Genomic DNA, 17112 nt, shown 5'->3' with positions numbered 1-17112 from the left:
GACACGCCGAAGGGGAATCGCGCGTCTGATTTGCACTTATCGCGGCAGATGCGTAAACTATCCCTTCGTCCGCCCCCTTCGTCTAACGGTTAGGACACCAGACTTTCAATCTGACAACGAGAGTTCGACTCTCTCAGGGGGTACGATCTGACTCCGGGCCACGGCCCGGAGTTTTTCATATCGCACGGGCGATGCGAGCGAGACATGATCCGCCCGCCGTCCGTCCCGCAATGATGCACGGTCCGTCTGACGCGGTATGGAGGGCGCTCGGAAGAAACTTTCATGTCGCGTTCATCGTGCGTCCAGCGTGCCGCGCTACCGTTGCGGTATCGCGGTGCATATGCACCGGCATGAAGGAAAGGAATTCCGTGAGCACGCTACCTAGGGACCCCGCGGCCCGCAGGCGCATCTACCGGCGGCGCCGCATCGTCGCGGCCTGCACGCTGTGCCTGATCGTCGCCGCCATCGTATTCTGCGCCGCGCGGGTCCACGATTTCTTCTCCTCGCGCGCGCATGCATCGCAGGCAGCGGCGCAATCGTCGCAAACCGCCGACACCCAGGGCGCGGACGCCGCCGACGCTGCGGATCCCTCCGGAACCGACGCCACAGCCGTCGATTCCGCAGATCGCGCAGCCTCAGCCTCCGCCTCACCGAGCCCCACGGAAACCGACCTCACCGCCTCGCTCGGCGATGACCTCGACGGCATCTTCGCCGGTGCGGACTACGCCGTCAGCGTCACGGACCTGAAAACCGGCACGCCGCTCGTCTCCATCTCCACCGACGAGCAGTTCACGGCCGCCAGCACGTACAAGCTTTATGTGGCCTACTCCATGATCTCCGCCGTCGAGAGCGGCCGCGCCACTTGGAATTCCTCGCTGAACGGCACCACGCTGTCCGCCTGCTTCTCGACCATGATCGTCGACTCCGACAACGACTGCCCCGTGGCCTGGCTCGAGCGATATGGCTTCGACTCCGTGAACGAGGAGGTGCAGGCCGCCGGTTTCACCGACACGAATATCGAGGACGGCGATATGCTGACCACCGCCTCCGACCTCACCGACGACCTGACGCGTCTGTACGGCGGCACGCTGTACAGCGACGGGTCGCGCCAGCGCCTGCTCGAATGCATGGAGACGCAGATCTACCGTTCGGGCATTCCCGCGGGCATCGGCGAGAACGGCACGGTGGCCGACAAGGTCGGCTTCCTCGACGGGCTGCTCCACGATGCCGCCATTGTGTACAGCGACAAGGGCGACTACAGCATGGTGATCCTCACCGACGGGTCGTCGTGGGATGCGATCGCCGAGGCGGCGTCGACGATCTACGACGCGCTGTGACGGTTCGCGCCGTCGCTCGTCGACGCCGAATCGCTCGTCGACGCCGAATGTGTCAGGCCGATTCGTCCGTCAAACCGAGGCGGCGCTGCTCTTTCAGCCAGATGGACTTCGCCGGGTCGACGCTGCGCTTGCGCAGATACCACTGGTACTGCGGGTAGAACGTGTGCAGCAGCGGGTACATCGTACGGAAGGCCACCTCGGGCTTGAAGAAACGGCGGTGGTCCGGATGTGCGGCGAAGGTGTTGCGAAAGCGGCGCATATATGCGTTGAAGCTCTTGGGGGAGGAGTCGATGCGGCGCGCCGACATGGCCGTCACCATATTGGGGCAGTACACGGTGCGCAGGCCGTCTCCGATGAGATGGAGCGAGATATCGATGTCCTCATGCATGATGTCGGCCTTGTCTCGGCACACCTGCGTGCGGATCTGGCGCCAAGCGGTGGCGCGCAGGGCCATGTTCGAGCCGAAAAGCAGCGGATGGTCGCCGTCGGCGCGATAGATGCGGCTGCGCACCTGGTTGTCGCCGTTCAGGCCGACCGCGCGCAGCGGCATGTCGTAGTACGCCACGGGGCCGGTGCAACCCATGGCCGTCGGGTCTTCGGTGAAGACGCGCGACACGGTCTCCACCCAGTCCGGGCGCAGCATGCAGTCGGCGTCGAAACGGCCGAGCACGTCGCCGGTGGCGCGGTCGAGGCCGTAGTTGCGCGTGGGCACGAGGCCCTGCTCGGCGTCCTGTTCCATGAGGATGATATTCGAGTCGGGATGCGCCTGCATGAAGCGCTCGACGATGTCGCGCGTGTCGTCGGTGGATTTGTTGTCGACGACGATGATCTCCTTGGCGGGCATCGTCTGGCGCACGCAGCAGGTGAGGCAATCTTCGATGCGTTCCGACTCGTTCCACGCCGGTATCACCAATGAAACTGAAAGCATGCTTTCAGGATACCGGGTATGCCTGATGAAGCGGTGCATGGACACGGGGAGCGGGGCGGAACGGGTGGAGCCGGCGCCCCACCCCTCCGGACGGTGCCCCTCCGCCACGGCGATTCGGCGAAGGCGAACGGCTGCCGCGGCGGTTGGTGCATCGTGATGCCATAATGAAGCGTATGGATTCCGAAGAAGAAAACGAGGCCAAGACCTCGCAGATCGATCTTGCCTCGCTGTTCCCCGGAAAAGGCGATGCACGCAGGCCGCCCGAGTGGTTCGGGCGCGGTCTGCTCTACGCCGCCATCGCGGTGTTCGTGAGCATCTGGGTGTGGAACGCATGGGATAGCGTCAAGCCCGTCGTGCTCATCGTGGTCATCTCGGTGTTCCTCGCGCTGGCCATGGAGCCCATCGTCATCCGCCTCGTGCGCCACGGCTGGCGGCGCGGCGCGGCGAGCGGCGTCACGCTGGTCGGCGTCCTCATCGTCACGGTGGCGCTGCTCGTCGTGTTCGGCAAGATGTTCGTCGACCAGCTCATCGCCATGCTCAACTCGCTGCCCGAGACCTACAGCACGCTCCAGCAGTGGGTGAGCGACCGCTTCAACATGAAGATCCCAGACATGAACAACCTCGGCGCCACCGTGCTCGACTGGGTGAACACGCATAACATGGCCGACTACGCCGGCCAGGCGTGGGCCTATGTGGTGTCGCTCGTGGGCGGCATCTTCACCATCTTCACGGTGCTGCTCGTCACCTACTACATCTCGGCATGCGGCCCGAAGATGCGCAAGTCCATCTGCAAATACGTCTCCCCGCATTCCCAACGCCGCTTCCTCGTCACATGGACGGTGCTGCAGGACCAGATCTCGAACTTCCTGTACTCGCGCATCATCCTCGCCGCCATCTCCAGCGCCTGCATGTCGGTGTTCCTTGTGAAAATCGACGCCCCGTACTGGCTGCCGCTGTCTCTGTTCTGCGGCCTGGCCTCGCAGTTCGTGCCCACGATCGGCACGTATATCGGCGGCGCCATCCCGGTGCTTTCGACGTGGGCGACGCTCGGCACGAAATACGCGGTGATTGTGATCGTGTATATCTGCGTCTACCAGCAGATCGAGAACCTGCTGCTCTCGCCGAAGATCTCGCAGCGCACGATGGACCTCAACCCGGCGGTCGCGTTCCTCGTGGTGGTGCTGTTCGGCTATCTGTTCGGCGCGCTCGGCGCGTTCCTCGCGCTGCCGGTGTGGGCGTCGATCCAGGTGCTGTTCCGCATGTACACGAAGCAGTACGACCTTGTGGATTCGCCGCTTCTCAACGATGCCAAGCCCGTGCGCAAGTCCGCGATGGTCATGGGCGCCGAAACCATCGGCGAGCATGTGATCAAGCCCGTCGCCGACCGCCTGCCGCGCGCTGTGCGGGGCAGCACGAACCACGTGACGGTGGAGGACGAGTACCAGCAGATGCTGCGAGACGAGTTCGACGCCGCCGGATTCAATCAGAACGATTCCGATACGGACCGCGATGCCTCCGAAACCGTGGCGATTCCGCAGGCCATGCCGGCTGCCGGTGCCGCGGATTCCGCGGCGGGCGCGGCGGGCGCGAATGGCGCGGACGATGCCGCGCCGGGGTATGATTCCTACGATTCGCTTGACGCGGGCGCGTTCGACACCGACGTGACGGAGGCGCTGCGCCGACGCAACGAGCAAGGCCCGGCGCCCGAGAAGTCGAAGTTCCGCCGGGAGGCGTCGGATGTCGCGTCGCGCTACGATGGCGATGACGCGGGGTCCGTCGATGCCGGCGCTCAGAATGCCGCCGCGCAGGGTGCGGAGGATACGGGCGCCGCCGCGAAGAGCGCAGGCGCCGCGCACCAGGACGAGGGCGACACGGCGTCCGACGATTCGCCCGCCGCCCCGCACCGCTCGAGCGACAGCCACCCCAAGCCCGCGACGCCACGCAGGCACAGGGGCCATAATGCACGGAAGGAATGGCGCTGAATGGCACTGCTCACGTTCATCGATATCCTCATGGGTATCATCGGAGTCCTTGGCATCGCCTACCAGATCTTCTGCATCGTGGCCGGATCGTTCTCGAAAAGCGTGGACTATCCCGACGCCCCCTTCGACAAGAACTACTGCGTGCTCATCTCCGCACGCAACGAGGAGAAGGTCATCGGCAACCTCATCCGCTGCATCCAGAACCAGACGTACCCCACCGACCGCATCGACATCTGGGTGGTGGCCGACAACTGCGACGACAACACGGCCGGCGTATGCCGCGGCATGGGCTGCAACGTGGTGGAGCGCTTCAACAAGGAGCAGATTGGCAAGGGCTACGCGCTGACGTATCTGCTTGACCGCATCCGCAGCAGCGGCGCCTCGCGCAATTATGACGCGTATATCGTGTTCGACGCCGACAACCTGCTCGACAAGCATTACGTGGAGGAGATGAACAAGGCCTTCCACGCGGGCTTCGACGCGTTGACCAGCTACCGCAACTCCGTGAACTTCGACGAGAACTGGGTGTCGTCGGGCTCCGCGCTGTGGTTCGTGCGCGAGTCGCGCTTCCTCAACAGCACGCGCCACGCGCTGGGCACGAGCTGCCACGTGGGCGGCACGGGCTTCCTGTTCTCGCGCAAGATCATGGAACGCAACAAGGGTTGGAAGTTCCACCTGCTGACAGAGGACCTCGAGTTCACGATGGACACGATCATGCATGGCGACAAGATCGGCTACTGCGGCAAGGCCATGCTCTACGACGAGCAGCCCGTGACCTTCGCGCAGTCGTGGCGCCAGCGCGTGCGGTGGAGCAAAGGCTTCCTGCAGGTGTTCCGCTATTACGGCCCCGAGCTCATCAAGTACGCGATCCGCGAGCGTGATTTCTCCGCGGTCGATCTCTCGCTCATGATCTGCCCGCTGACCGTACTGTCGGTGGCGCGCACCGTGCTGGGCGCGCTGTTCGTGGCCTTCGGCTTCGTCTCGGCAGCCAGCCAGCTCGCCTCGCTGCGCTTCTGGCTGGTGACGCTCGTGGCGTCGGTGCTCGGCCTCATGGCGCTCGCGGCGCTGACCTCGCTTCTCGAACGAGACAAGATCGGCGCGACGAATCGTGAGCTCGTGGCGTACTGCCTGAGCTTCCCGGTGTATATGCTCAGCTATATCCCGATTTCCTTCGTCGCCATCTTCTCGCGCCCGCAGTGGAAGCCGATCGAGCACCAGGGCGCGTCCGAGGCGACGGTGAGCGAGGAGTTCAACGCCACCGACGCGGAGGCGCAGGCCTCGGCCGGCGCGAAGGGCGCTGGTGAAGATACGATGACGGCGGATACGACGGCGGATACGACGACGCAGGATGCGCAGGAAAGGATCGCGGCATGACCGACAGGGGTGCGGGCACGGGGATGGACGCGCAAAACGGTACGGATGACGGCGCAGGGATTGACGCGGGCGCAGGCATCGGTGCCGTCACAGGAGCGGACGCGGCAAGCGTTGCTGACACGACGTCCCGTCGCCGGAGGATAACCCCGGCGGCGACGCGCATCCTCGTCTCCGCGGGCGTCGTCATCGTGTTGTTCGTCGCCTTCGCCATTGTGCACGGCGGTGTGCTGGGGCGCGGCGGCGCCGACAGCACGCGCGTCTCCTCGATCAGCGTGCGCCCCGCCAAAGCAACCGTTTCCACGCTCGCCGGCGATCTGGACACCTCCGCCTCCGTCGACACGGCCGCGGTGCAGCAGATCGTCGACGACTACAGCGCCACCGCGGGTCTGGGCACCACCTATTCCATCGTCGTGCTCGACGCCGACGGCACGCAGATCGCCGGACATGACGCCGACGTGGCACGCGAACCCGCGTCCACCACCAAAACCCTCACCGCCTACGCGGCCTCCGCCACCCTCGACCTCAACCGCACGCTGGACACGCAGGTGTTTCTGCGCGGTTCCGGCTCGTCGTCGTCATCGTCGGCGTCGGCGGATGGCGCCACCATCGTGCTCAAGGGCAACGGCGACGTGCTGCTCGGCGACGGCGAAAGCGACCCCACGCATACCAACGGCCGTGCGGGCCTCGCCACCCTCGCGCGGCGGACCGCCGACGCGCTCGCGGCCGACGGCATCAGCCAGGTCACGCTCGATTACGACGACACGCTGTTCGGATCCAAGCGCCTTCCCGACGGCATCGAGGAGACGAACGAGAACTACATCTACGAGATGCCCGCCTCCTCCATGGCCATCGACCTCGACCGCCAGTGGGGCGGCGAGGGCGAGGCCGACCCCGACCGCGTGACGAGCTATCCGTCGAAAACCGACACGCCGGCCCTGAACGTGGCCACGCGCTTCGCCCAGCTCCTGGCCGAGGATGGCATCGCCGTGACGAACGCCGACGCGCCCGTTTCCGCAGCCGTTGGCGACGGCGACACGCAACTGACGAGCGTGTCGTCCGCGCCGCTGTGGCAGGTCATGAGCTTCATGCTCAAGAACTCGTCGAATACGCTCGCCGAGGAATTCGGCCGTCTCATGGCGCTCCAGGCCGGCTACGAGAACTCGCCGGAGGGCGCGGCGCGGGCCGTGACCGACATCATCACGAACGCCGGCATCCACTCCGACGGGCTCGAACTGCGCGACTGCTCGGGTCTGACGCTCGGCACGCGCATCTCCGCGCTGACCCTCGCCGACGTGCAGAGGCATCTGGCTACGATGGGCGAGACGGCGTCGGCGCCGGTGCTCGAAGGGCTGATCGTGCCCGGCATCGACCGGCTGCACGGCACCTACGGCGAGGCGTCGTACGGCGTGCTGTTCACGAAAACCGGCACGCTGTCGAATGTGCGCTCGCTGGCGGGAACCGCCACGACGACGAACGGCGGCGCGCTGTTCTTCGCCGTCGTCTGCGTGGACATGGGCGATTTCGCCGCCGTCGGCAATGCGAACGAGGCCTTCGCCGGCAGTCTCGCCGCGCTGTGATGTGGTGAGACGGTGGCGCCGGCGTGATGCTGCCGCGGCGCCATCGTATGCCATGGAACGGCTTGTGGCGCGTTGTGCTGTGCGACGCGCTACGATTTCTGTGCTATCAGTGAATTTCGCGCGATTGTTGGGGTATTCCCAGATTGCCGATGACCCCGTGTGCAATGATGGGGCTTATGAAAATTTCGGATATTGCAGATCAGGTGGAGCGCGAGCTCGTGTCGCGCGAGGAAATCGACAGGAAGATCGCCGAGACGGCGAAGCAGATTTCGCATGATTACGCGGGCCGTGACCTGCTGCTCGTCGGCGTGCTCAAGGGGGCGGCCAGCACGCTCGTGGCACTCGCCGATGCGCTGAGCATCGATGTCGAGATCGACTACGTGAAGCTGTCGAGCTACGGCGCGGGAACCGAATCCAGCGGGACCGTCACCGTGCGCAACGACCTGTCGTGCGATGTCCGCGGCCGCAACGTGCTCGTCGTCGAGGACATCGTCGATACCGGACGCACGCTCGCATGGTTCTGCAAGGAGCTCGACCGCCGCGGCGCAGCCTCCGTCGAGACCTTCGCGCTTTTCGACAAACCCGCGCGTCGCACCATCGATTTTCATCCGAAGTACCAAGGTATTCTTATTCCGGATGTGTTCGCGGTCGGCTTCGGCCTGGATTACGCGGAGAAATACAGGAACCTTGACTCCGTCGCGGTCCTCAAACCGTCCGTCTACAGCAAGGAGACAAACGCATGACCTATCCCTCCGGGCCCAATAACGGCCGGGGTGGCGGCGACAAGCCAGACAACGGCTTCGACCCGTTCTCCGACATGGGCAACAACGACAACGACAACAAGAACCGCAAGAAACGTCCGTGGTGGCGCATCCCGTGGGTGTGGGTCGCCGTCATCGTCGTGCTGATCCTCGCGGCGTTCCAGATCTCCTCGATGGGCAACCCGCGCCTCATCGACACCAAGGATGGCCTCCAGCTGCTGCGCGACGGCAAGGCCACCTACGCGCAGATCGACGGCGGGCGCTACCTTGTCAAGCTTGATCTGAGCGACGATTTCTCCAAGACCGACCGCAACGGTCAGAACCACAACTACGGCAAGAACGTGCAGTTCTACTACGTGTTCGCGCAGGGTGAGGAAGTCGTTAGCGCCGTGGAGAACGCCGACCTCAAGGACGGCTACACATCCACGATTTCCTCGGGCAACAGCGTGGTGGAATACCTCATCACCACGCTGATACCGTTCGTCATCATCTTCTTTGCGTTCTGGTGGCTGCTGGGACGCATGCAAGGTGGCGCCGGGGGCGCGCTGTTCGGCGGCAAGAGCGGCTCGAAGAAGCTCGGCGAGGGCGATACCCCGAAGACGAAGTTCAAGGACGTGGCCGGTGAGGACGCGGCCGTGCAGGAGGTCGAGGAGATCAAGGACTTCCTCAAGGACCCGGCCAAGTACCAGAAGCTCGGCGCGCGCATCCCGCGCGGCGTGCTGCTGTATGGTCCTCCGGGAACCGGTAAGACGCTGCTCGCGCGAGCCATCGCAGGCGAGGCCGGCGTGCCGTTCTACTCCATGGCGGGCTCCGACTTCGTGGAGATGTTCGTCGGCCTCGGTGCCTCGCGCGTGCGCGACCTGTTCGACGAGGCGAAGAAGAACGCCCCGGCCATCATCTTCATCGACGAGATCGACGCCGTCGGCCGTCGCCGCGGCAACAGCGCCAACGGCGGCGTGGACGAGCGCGAGCAGACGCTCAACCAGCTGCTCGTCGAGATGGACGGCTTCGACAACGACACGAGCCTTATCGTGATCGCCGCCACGAACCGCCCCGACGTACTCGACCCCGCGCTTCTGCGCCCGGGCCGCTTCGACCGTCAGGTGGCCGTCGAGGCCCCGGACCTGGCCGGACGCGAGGCGATCCTCAAGGTGCATGCCAAAGGCAAGCCGTTCGTGCCGGACGTCGACCTGCATCAGGTGGCCGTGCGTACGCCGGGCTTCACCGGCGCCGACCTGGCCAACGTGCTCAACGAGGCCGCGCTTCTCACCGCGCGCTCCAACGCCCAGCTCATCGACAACCGCGCCATCGACGAGGCCATCGACCGCGTCATGAGCGGTCCGCGTCGCCGGTCCACCGGCATGGCGGCCGAGGAGCTGCGCAACACCGCGTACCACGAGGGCGGTCATGCCCTGGTGGCGGCGGCCTTGCGCCATACCGACCCCGTGACGAAGGTCACGATTCTCCCGCGCGGCCGCGCGCTGGGATACACGATGGTCATGCCGACCTCCGACCGGTACTCCGAGACGCGCAACCAGCTGCTCGACCAGCTGGCGTACGCCATGGGCGGACGCACGGCCGAGGAAATCGTGTTCCATGACCCGACCACCGGCGCCTCGAACGATATCGAGAAGGCCACCGACATCGCGCGCCAGATGGTGCTCGAGGACGGCTTCTCCCGCAAGCTCGGCTCCGTCAAGTGGGGCGACGCCAAGCAGGAGGACGGCATCGACGGCCTTCAATCGCGCCGCTTCTCCGAGGAGACGCTGCAGGTGGTGGACCAGGAGGTGCACGACTTGCTCGAGAACGCGCATACCGAGGCGTGGCAGATCATCAACGAGAACCGCGACATCCTCGACGAGCTCGTGCGTCAGCTGCTCGTCAAGGAGACGCTGAACGAGAAGGAGCTCGCCGTCGTGTTCAAGGACGTGCGCAAGGCTCCGGAACGTCAGCTGTGGCTGTCGAACGACCAGCGCCCGCTGTCCGACAAGCCTCCGGTGCCGATTCCCGAGTCGCTGCGCCGCAGCCTCCAGAGCTCCGCGGAACGCGAGGCCGAGGGCGGCGATGGCGCGGATGCCGGGACTGGTGCGGGTGCGGGTGCTGCGGGTGCGGGTGCGCCGGGTGCTGGTGCGGCCGGACAGGCTGCGGCTGGACAGGCTCCGGATCCGACAACCGGTTCCGCTCCGGTTCCTGGGCAGGTTCCGAACGATGCGCAGACCGGTTACGGCCAGCCCGCCTCCGGTTCCGCTCCGACCGACCCGACCGATCCGACCCAGAACGGCGGCCAGTCCGGGGTCACCGGTTCCGCTCCGACCCAGAACGGCGGCCAGTCCGCCTGACGATTCGCCGGCCATCGGCTCGACCTAGATCATGCGCACAGAAACCCCTGCATCCGCAGGGGTTTCTGTGTATTTCGGTTCGTGGCGAGGATTTTTCACCATGAGGGGTGGTTTTCGTCGGGGTTGGCTGTGGAGGTGGGGGAATCGTAGCTTGTGGTGAGGATTTTTCGCCATGAGGGCGGTTTTCCTCGGTCGGTCGCTTGATACGACGATTCTTCGCTCTTCGTGGTGAGGTTTCTTCGCCATGAACCACGATTTTCTTGGTGGTGTGGGGTTGGGCGGTCGTTTTGGGCGTTCGTGGCGAGGATTTTTCACCATGAGGGCGGTTTTTCCTCGGTTGGCGGCATGGCGTGGTGATTGTTGCGTTTCGTGGTGAGGTTTCTTCGCCATGAACCACGATTTTCTTGGTGGTGTGGGGTTGGGCGGTCGTTTTGGGCGTTCGTGGCGAGGATTTTTCACCATGAGGGCGGTTTTTCCTCGGTTGGCGGCATGGCGTGGTGATTGTTGCGTTTCGTGGTGAGGTTTCTTCGCCATGAACCACGATTTTCTTGGTGGTGTGGGGTTGGGCGGTCGTTTTGGGCGTTCGTGGCGAGGATTTTTCACCATGAGGGCGGTTTTCCCTCGGTCGGTCGCTTGGCATGACGATTCTTCGCTCTTCGTGGTGAGGTTTCTTCGCCACGGGGGGTGCTTGGTCCCCTGGCAGCTGAGATCGAGTCGTTCAGTGTGAGTGTTCGCTCACACTGAAGGCGGTTGACCCCGGTGGGGGCCGGGTTTGGTGGGGTCGGGGGCGTTCAGTGTGAGGGTTTGTGTGTGCTGAAGGCGGTTGACCCTTGTGGGGGCTGGTTTTGGTGGGGTCGGGGGCGTTCAGTGTGAGTGTTTGTGTGCACTGAAGGCGGTTGTCCCTCTGTGGGGGCCGGGTTTGGTGTGGTCGAGGGCGTTCAGTGTGAGTGTTCGCTCACACTGAACGCAGCATGAGGGGTGGTTGTGGCCGGGAGCGGTTGTGGAGGCAGGAAAATCGTGGTTCATGGTGAGGATTTTTCGCCACGAGGGCGGTTTTCCTTCGGTGGGCGTCCTGGCGCGACGATTTTCACGCTTCGTGGTGAGGATTTTTCGCCATGAGGCACGATTTTCACAGGGAGGCAAGCGCCGGCAGCCGTTTCGGGTGTTCATGGCGAGGATTCTTCGCCATGGACACTGGGTGTCGCGGTAAGGTTGGGATTCGTCATAGAAAGGCAAGGTGTGATGGTTACACAGAATGACGATGTCGCCCGCGAAACGGCGATCGAAACGGCTACCGAGGCGGCTTCCGCCCCCGAAACCTCCGACCTCGTAAGCGCCGACGGATCGCGCCACTACGACGAGGAGGGCGTGCGCCGCGCGGTCTACGATTTCCTCGTCGCGATCGGCGAGGACCCTCAGCGCGAAGGCCTCCTCGACACGCCGGACCGCATCGCCCGCGCGGGCAAGGAGCTGTTCGGCGGCCTCTACAAGTCGCCGCAGGAGCCGCTGAGCCGCCAGTTCAAAACCGATACCGACGAGATGGTCCTCGTGCGCGACATCGAGCTCTACTCGGTGTGCGAGCACCATCTCATGCCGTTCCACGGCGTGGCGCATATCGCGTACATCCCCAGCAACGGCATGGTGGTGGGCCTCTCGAAGCTCGCGCGCCTCGTGGAGGTGTACGCGCGCCGCCCGCAGGTGCAGGAGCGTCTGACGAAGCAGATCGCCGACGCGCTCATGACCGAGCTCGGCGCGAAGGGCTGCCTCGTGGTCATCGACTGCGAGCACCTGTGCATGTCGATGCGCGGCGTCAAGAAGTCGCAGGCGCGCACCACCACATCGGCGGTGCGTGGCATTATGAAGAACGCGGCGACGCGCGCCGAGGCGATGCAGCTTATCTGCCGCGGCTGAGGCGCTCGCGTCGCGAAAGGCGCACGATGGCGCCGACGGCAACACGATTGCCGCTGCCTTCCACCGGTCGCACCGAACCGGACGCGGCGATTCGCCGCGAAACGGGCAGGCGACGGATTGCGGCGGGAAAATCGTGGACCTGTGCAACGCAACCCATAACTGAAAAACAACTGGAAACCATACGGCGACCGGTCCCACGACCGACGCCGCACCCCGGAACACAAACCTAGGGACACAATTGAGGGGATCAATGGATACAACGAACCAGATCACAACAGACAGGACGCAGACCGCCGGCACGCCGGGCTCCGCGGACGGACGCATCAGCCAGACAACCATCACACCCGATGCCTCCGCGCACCCCGCGCCGGCCCCGCGCACTCCGCACACCCAGCGCACCCCGTCGCTCGCCGAGCTGCACGACGCCACGCGCACACTCGTCATGGGCGTGCTCAACATCACGCAGGACTCCTTCTCCGACGGCGGCCTGTGGCTCGACCCGACGGCGGCCGCGAACCACGGCCTCGCGATGATGCGCGACGGAGCCGACATCATCGACATCGGCGCGGAATCCACGCGTCCCGGCGCCCAGCGCGTCGACGAGAGCACCGAGAAAACCCGTGTCCTCGGCGCCGTCCGCGCGCTTCTCCCGCACGGCGCGGTGCTGTCGATCGACACGACGCGCGCCACGGTGGCGCAGGCCGCGCTCGACGCCGGCGCGCAGATCATCAACGATGTCTCCGGCGGCCAGCTCGACCCCGACATGCCGCGCGTCATCCGCGACAACGACTGCCTGTACATCCTCCAGCATTGGCGCGGCTGGCTCGCGGGTTCGAAAACCGGCACGCCCGACCAGAACACGTCGGTGTACGAGCACGGGGTGCTGACCGACGTCATCGACGAGATCCGCCGTCAGCTCGACGCGGTGCTCGAGGCGGGCGTCGACCCGTCGCGCATCATCCTCGATCCGGGCCTGGGCTTCTCGAAGCCGACGCCCGACGACAACCTCCCGCTGCTCGCCGGCCTCGACCGGCTCCAGGCGCTCGGATACCCGGTTCTCATCGGGCAGTCGCGCAAACGGTTCATCGGCGCGATGCTCGCGGAGCTGCCGTGGAGCGAGGCGGGCGAGGGCGCGGCGCAGGACGACAAAGACAACGCCACGGCCGCGCTGTCGGCGCTGTGCGCGGAGCATGGCGCGTGGGCGGTGCGCGTGCACGATGTGCGCCGCACGGTGGCGGCCGTGTGCATGGGCACCGCGTGGCGAGACGCCGCGCGCGCCCTGGCATAGGGTCGCGCGCTAATTCAGCGGCGGGCGGAAGGGGCCACGATGCGCCCCGCCCGCCGCGGCGCGCTGATATCGTGGAGGAATGCAAGGCCCGCAGGGGCCGGCGGCAGACGAAAGAGGCATGATGGCACGTCTTGACACGATTACCTTGACCGGCGTGAAAGCGCAGGGCACGCACGGCGTGCTGGAATCCGAGCATCGCGAGCCGCAACCCTTCGTCGTGGACGCCACGATGTGGGTCGACATCACCGACGCCTGCCGCGACGACGACCTCGCCGACACCGTGAGCTACGCGCAGATCGCCGAGCGCATCGTGTCGGTGATCCACGGCGAGCACTGCGACCTCATCGAACGCCTCGCACAGCGCATCGCCGACTCCATCCTGCTGTCATACCGCGTGCGCAGCGTGCAGGTGACCGTGCACAAGCCGCAGGCGCCGATCGGCGTTCCTTTCGACGATGTATCGGTTACCATCACGCGCTCGCAGACCGAGGTCGGCGACGCGACGGGGGAGGGCCTGCGCGATTCCGGCGAGTCCGACGATGCCCAGGGGAAGGCGCCATCGTCTGCTTCCGCGGCTTCCGCGGCCGCGGCCTCCGCCTCTGTTTCTTCCATGACGCCGGATGTTGGACCGACCGTGCATCACGCGGTCGTAGCCATGGGCGGCAACATCGGCGACGTGCAGCAGGCCATGCGCAGCGCCATCGTGGCCATCGACGGATTCCCCGGAACGCAGGTCATCGGCATCTCGCCGCTGTACCGCACCGCGCCGTGGGGCATGGCGCCGGGCACGCCCGACTTCCTTAACGCCGTCATCCAGATCGACACCACGCTCGACCCCGATACGCTGCTGAGCTCGCTGCAGCTCGTCGAAACCGCGCACGGGCGCTCGCGCGAAGTGCACTGGGGCTCCCGGCCGCTCGATCTCGACATCGTGGACATCGACGGGGCCGTCAGCGACGACCCGCACCTGACGCTGCCGCATCCGCGCGCCTGGCAGCGCGCCTTCGTCCTCGTGCCGTGGCTCGACCTCGATCCCGACGCGCGTCTTGCGGGCGGGCATGGCGGCGCGGTGCGCGAGCTCGTTGATGCCGCGCCTGACCGCGGCGCCGTGTGCAAGGTCTCGGATTCGTGGATTCTCGCGCCCGGCGGATTCGACGGCGGGGCCGACGGCGGATTCCCAGGAGACGGGGCCGATAATGGAGATGGTCGCGCATAGCGCAAGGGCGTAAGGAGGACACACATGAAGGCCAAGCGCACACCCTGGTGGTATTACGTCATCGGCGCCCTCGTCGGCGCGATTCTCGGATACGCGCTGGTGCGCACGACGCGCGGCATGGCGATCGCTCCGGTCGGGGCGGCGTGGTTCGTCTCCGGACTGCTGCTCGCGCTGGGAATCGTCGTGCTCGTCATGGCGTGGCAGGTGCACCGCTACGTCACGGGCAAGGTGAAAACCATCGACACACAGCGCGCGGTCACCACGCTGGTGCTGTGCAAGGCGCTCGCGGTTGCCGGCGCCGTGCTCGCCGGGTATTACGCCGGGCAGCTCATCATGTGCATTCTGTGGCGCGACGTGCAGTTCTACCATGACATGATCGGCGAATGCATCGTCGCGTGCGTCGTGACCGTAGCCGACATGGTGATGGGAATCGTGGGCGAATGGTGGTGCCAGCTACCGCCGCAGGAGGGGCCGGAGCATCCGAACGCCAAGAAGCGCGGGAAGAGCCGGCGCAGCGCCGCGGTGGCGAAGACGCCGCGTCCCGCCGATTCCGCGGATTCCGCCATCCTGCATCGCGACCGCGACGGCGCGTAGGCGGTTGCGACGGTGTGCGGCGGTGCGATGGTGGTGAGGCGGCGCGCAACCGCAGTGCGCAGCCGCAGCGCCACGATTCCCCGCCGTTGCGCCTACACGGCGTCGTGCATGAAGGCGTCGCCGGCGGCGGCATCGTAATAACCGTACATTTTCTGCACGGCGTTCTCGATGAAGTAGTAGTAGAAGATATACGGCACGAGAAGCACCAGCAGCGCCAGTGCCATGACCAGCGCGCCGAGGGCCTCGGTGGAGAAGAAGATGGCGAAGGCCATGAGGTCGCAGATGCCGAAGGTCAGCGTGACCAGAAGGTGGATGAGCCGCTCGTGCTGCGCGATGCGGATCTGTTCGAGGATGTGATGCGCCAGCTCCGGGTCGGGCGTCGACAGGTCGAGCGAGTCGAGGTATGCCAGATACGCGAGGATGCGTCCCTTCATGATGTCTCCTTTTGTTGTCGGCGTGCGGCGTTGTGCGCGTGGCGTGGCGTGCGGCGTTGCGTGGCGTGGCGTGCGGCGTGCGGCGACTGTGCCGGTGTGCCGATATGGCTATCATTGTAGGCAAACGTCCACAGAAGTACGAGGGGAGAGATATGGACAAGCTCACGTCGAGGGAAACGCACAGGCAGGTTTTCAAGGTCACCCAGCTCAAGGAGGGGTACGACATGAAGACGATCGATTCCCTTCTTGACAAAATCACCGAATCGCTCAGGGCGTATGAGACCGGGCACCCCGAGTTCGCGACCATCCGCGCCGCGTATCTCGATGTGGTCGACATTCCGACCGCGCGGTTCACTCCGGTGTACAACGCGGGTCAGGTCGACGATTTCCTCGACCGTGCCAAGCGCACGCTCGCCGACTATGAGGCGAGGGCCGCGTCGGCGTCGTATGGCGCGGGCGCGGTTGGCGGTGCGGTCGGAAGCGGTGCGGTCGGTGGCGCGGCAGGTAGCGCGGCGGGGGCTGCGCCGACGTCGTATGCCTCGCAGGCGTCATCGTATGCCTCGCCGGCTCCGATGGTCGCGCCGGATGCACGGTCCGGATATGGTGCCGCGGCGGGAGAATCGTATGACATGCCGCCGCGCGACGGAGGGGCGCCCGCGGGCAGCGGCGAACTGCTGCTGCGTCTGCCGGTCCACGATTGCACGGCGCTTCAGCGCATGGCGGATGAGCGCGGCGAATCGGTGAACGAGCTCGTCCATGAATGGGTGAGCTCTTGGAGCCGCTGAACCTGTTGGGGCCGCGAACCGCTGGCCTGCTGGCGCCGCGAACCGTCTCCGTAACAATGTGATGGGTTTCGGACGGAAAACACGATTTTTTCGCCCGAAAACGCCCGATTATGTCCGTAAGCCATCACACTGTTATTGAGGAGGGCGCCCGCCTGCGCCCGACCGCGCGTGCCTCGCGTCCGTGACTCCGCCTCCCGTCAACGGTGGGTCTCGCTGGTCGATGGTGTGCCAGTGAGGGGCACCGTTGATGATTCCATCGTTGGAAACGCTAGATCTTCTCCCTAACAGTGGCTCTCACTGGTTGGCGCAGTGCCAGTGAAGGCCACTGTTGGCGAACGGAACAAGCAATCGCAACGATCTTCCCAAGCACAGTCGGTCTCACTGGTCGNTGCCATCGTCTTCCCGCGCGTCCTTCGGTGCGTTCCCAGAGATATCCGTGGGGACATCCTTGGCGGCGCGGGGCGAGATAACGTTTCGTCACTCGCGCGACTGCGGAACCTGGGCGGGGGAAGCCGTACCGACATCCTTGCCGTCATCGAGGGACAATCCGTCGGAACGCTCGGTGCCGGCATCCATCCTGGAGCCG

14 protein-coding genes and 1 tRNA gene are annotated in these 17112 nt (G+C 65.5%); 12 read left to right on the top strand and 3 right to left on the bottom strand.

The window, feature by feature from the left end; translation table 11 throughout:
* Positions 1-71 precede the first annotated feature (71 nt).
* Both PSRA_RS03365 and PSRA_RS03360 read left to right on the top strand, forming a co-directional pair.
* Positions 72-143 (top strand) — tRNA-Glu (locus PSRA_RS03365).
* Positions 144-368: 225 nt separating this feature from the next.
* Positions 369-1337 (top strand): serine hydrolase, encoded by a 969-nt coding sequence (locus PSRA_RS03360; RefSeq protein WP_245834866.1) that lies wholly within the window; start codon positions 369-371, stop codon positions 1335-1337.
* Between the two features lie 52 nt (positions 1338-1389).
* Here the strand turns inward: PSRA_RS03360 and PSRA_RS03355 are convergent, their stop codons facing one another.
* On the bottom strand, positions 1390-2265 hold the full coding sequence (locus PSRA_RS03355) for a glycosyltransferase family 2 protein (protein ID WP_094660607.1): 876 nt from the start codon (positions 2263-2265) through the stop codon (positions 1390-1392).
* Between the two features lie 173 nt (positions 2266-2438).
* On the opposite strand from PSRA_RS03355, the gene PSRA_RS03350 reads away from it, so the two are divergent.
* The 5 genes from PSRA_RS03350 to ftsH all read left to right on the top strand — a co-directional run bounded on the left by PSRA_RS03350 (position 2439) and on the right by ftsH (position 10298).
* Positions 2439-4247, top strand: a complete 1809-nt coding sequence (locus tag PSRA_RS03350) for an AI-2E family transporter (protein ID WP_245834865.1) — start codon at positions 2439-2441, stop codon at positions 4245-4247.
* Positions 4248-5621: a glycosyltransferase family 2 protein gene (locus tag PSRA_RS03340; RefSeq protein WP_094660495.1), complete on the top strand. Its 1374-nt coding sequence runs from the start codon at positions 4248-4250 to the stop codon at positions 5619-5621. It abuts the gene before it with no gap.
* On the top strand, positions 5618-7198 hold the full coding sequence (locus PSRA_RS03335) for a D-alanyl-D-alanine carboxypeptidase (protein WP_094660494.1): 1581 nt from the start codon (positions 5618-5620) through the stop codon (positions 7196-7198). The genes PSRA_RS03340 and PSRA_RS03335 overlap by 4 nt, the downstream gene beginning before the upstream one ends.
* Positions 7199-7374: 176 nt before the next feature.
* Positions 7375-7941: a hypoxanthine phosphoribosyltransferase gene (gene hpt / locus PSRA_RS03330; protein WP_094660493.1), complete on the top strand. Its 567-nt coding sequence runs from the start codon at positions 7375-7377 to the stop codon at positions 7939-7941.
* Positions 7938-10298 carry an ATP-dependent zinc metalloprotease FtsH gene (gene ftsH, locus PSRA_RS03325; RefSeq protein WP_094660492.1) on the top strand — a complete coding sequence of 787 codons (2361 nt, stop codon included), beginning with the start codon at positions 7938-7940 and terminating at the stop codon, positions 10296-10298. The genes hpt and ftsH overlap by 4 nt, the downstream gene beginning before the upstream one ends.
* Before the next feature lie 24 nt (positions 10299-10322).
* Here ftsH and PSRA_RS09120 read toward each other — a convergent pair whose 3' ends face one another.
* Positions 10323-10832: a hypothetical protein gene (locus PSRA_RS09120; RefSeq protein ID WP_143516314.1), complete on the bottom strand. Its 510-nt coding sequence runs from the start codon at positions 10830-10832 to the stop codon at positions 10323-10325.
* 708 nt (positions 10833-11540) lie between these two features.
* Here PSRA_RS09120 and folE point away from each other — a divergent pair.
* The 4 genes from folE to PSRA_RS03305 all read left to right on the top strand — a co-directional run bounded on the left by folE (position 11541) and on the right by PSRA_RS03305 (position 15307).
* The gene (gene folE / locus PSRA_RS03320; RefSeq protein WP_094660491.1) at positions 11541-12209 is read left to right on the top strand and encodes a GTP cyclohydrolase I FolE; all 669 of its coding nucleotides are present in this window, start codon (positions 11541-11543) and stop codon (positions 12207-12209) included.
* Between the two features lie 442 nt (positions 12210-12651).
* Positions 12652-13497, top strand: coding sequence for a dihydropteroate synthase (folP, locus tag PSRA_RS03315; RefSeq protein ID WP_094660606.1), 846 nt, complete (start codon positions 12652-12654; stop codon positions 13495-13497).
* Positions 13498-13618: 121 nt separating this feature from the next.
* Positions 13619-14713 (top strand): dihydroneopterin aldolase, encoded by a 1095-nt coding sequence (folB, locus tag PSRA_RS03310; protein WP_094660605.1) that lies wholly within the window; start codon positions 13619-13621, stop codon positions 14711-14713.
* A 24-nt stretch (positions 14714-14737) separates the two neighbouring features.
* Positions 14738-15307: a DUF3180 domain-containing protein gene (locus tag PSRA_RS03305; protein ID WP_094660490.1), complete on the top strand. Its 570-nt coding sequence runs from the start codon at positions 14738-14740 to the stop codon at positions 15305-15307.
* A 92-nt stretch (positions 15308-15399) separates the two neighbouring features.
* Here the strand turns inward: PSRA_RS03305 and PSRA_RS03300 are convergent, their stop codons facing one another.
* Complete coding sequence (locus PSRA_RS03300) at positions 15400-15741, bottom strand: hypothetical protein (protein ID WP_094660489.1); 342 nt, start codon at positions 15739-15741, stop codon at positions 15400-15402.
* 152 nt (positions 15742-15893) lie between these two features.
* Here PSRA_RS03300 and PSRA_RS03295 point away from each other — a divergent pair, with 152 nt between their 5' ends.
* The gene (locus PSRA_RS03295; protein ID WP_094660488.1) at positions 15894-16526 is read left to right on the top strand and encodes a hypothetical protein; all 633 of its coding nucleotides are present in this window, start codon (positions 15894-15896) and stop codon (positions 16524-16526) included.
* The last annotated feature ends 586 nt before the right edge of the window (positions 16527-17112 follow it).

Source organism: Pseudoscardovia radai (genome assembly GCF_002259605.1).
GTDB classification, from domain to species: Bacteria; Actinomycetota; Actinomycetes; order Actinomycetales; family Bifidobacteriaceae; genus Pseudoscardovia; species Pseudoscardovia radai.
Note: the sequence above shows the minus strand (reverse complement) of the source record. Positions and strands in the feature narration are given on the sequence as shown.

Coding starts and splice junctions, on each gene's coding strand:
- PSRA_RS03355 (WP_094660607.1), bottom strand. CDS start 2,265: ATGCTTTCAGTTTCATTGGTGATACCGGCGTGGAACGAGTCGGAACGC.
- PSRA_RS03350 (WP_245834865.1), top strand. CDS start 2,439: ATGGATTCCGAAGAAGAAAACGAGGCCAAGACCTCGCAGATCGATCTT.
- PSRA_RS03340 (WP_094660495.1), top strand. CDS start 4,248: ATGGCACTGCTCACGTTCATCGATATCCTCATGGGTATCATCGGAGTC.
- PSRA_RS03335 (WP_094660494.1), top strand. CDS start 5,618: ATGACCGACAGGGGTGCGGGCACGGGGATGGACGCGCAAAACGGTACG.
- hpt (WP_094660493.1), top strand. CDS start 7,375: ATGAAAATTTCGGATATTGCAGATCAGGTGGAGCGCGAGCTCGTGTCG.
- ftsH (WP_094660492.1), top strand. CDS start 7,938: ATGACCTATCCCTCCGGGCCCAATAACGGCCGGGGTGGCGGCGACAAG.
- PSRA_RS09120 (WP_143516314.1), bottom strand. CDS start 10,832: ATGGCGAAGAAACCTCACCACGAAACGCAACAATCACCACGCCATGCC.
- folE (WP_094660491.1), top strand. CDS start 11,541: ATGGTTACACAGAATGACGATGTCGCCCGCGAAACGGCGATCGAAACG.
- folP (WP_094660606.1), top strand. CDS start 12,652: ATGGGCGTGCTCAACATCACGCAGGACTCCTTCTCCGACGGCGGCCTG.
- folB (WP_094660605.1), top strand. CDS start 13,619: ATGGCACGTCTTGACACGATTACCTTGACCGGCGTGAAAGCGCAGGGC.
- PSRA_RS03305 (WP_094660490.1), top strand. CDS start 14,738: ATGAAGGCCAAGCGCACACCCTGGTGGTATTACGTCATCGGCGCCCTC.
- PSRA_RS03300 (WP_094660489.1), bottom strand. CDS start 15,741: ATGAAGGGACGCATCCTCGCGTATCTGGCATACCTCGACTCGCTCGAC.
- PSRA_RS03295 (WP_094660488.1), top strand. CDS start 15,894: ATGGACAAGCTCACGTCGAGGGAAACGCACAGGCAGGTTTTCAAGGTC.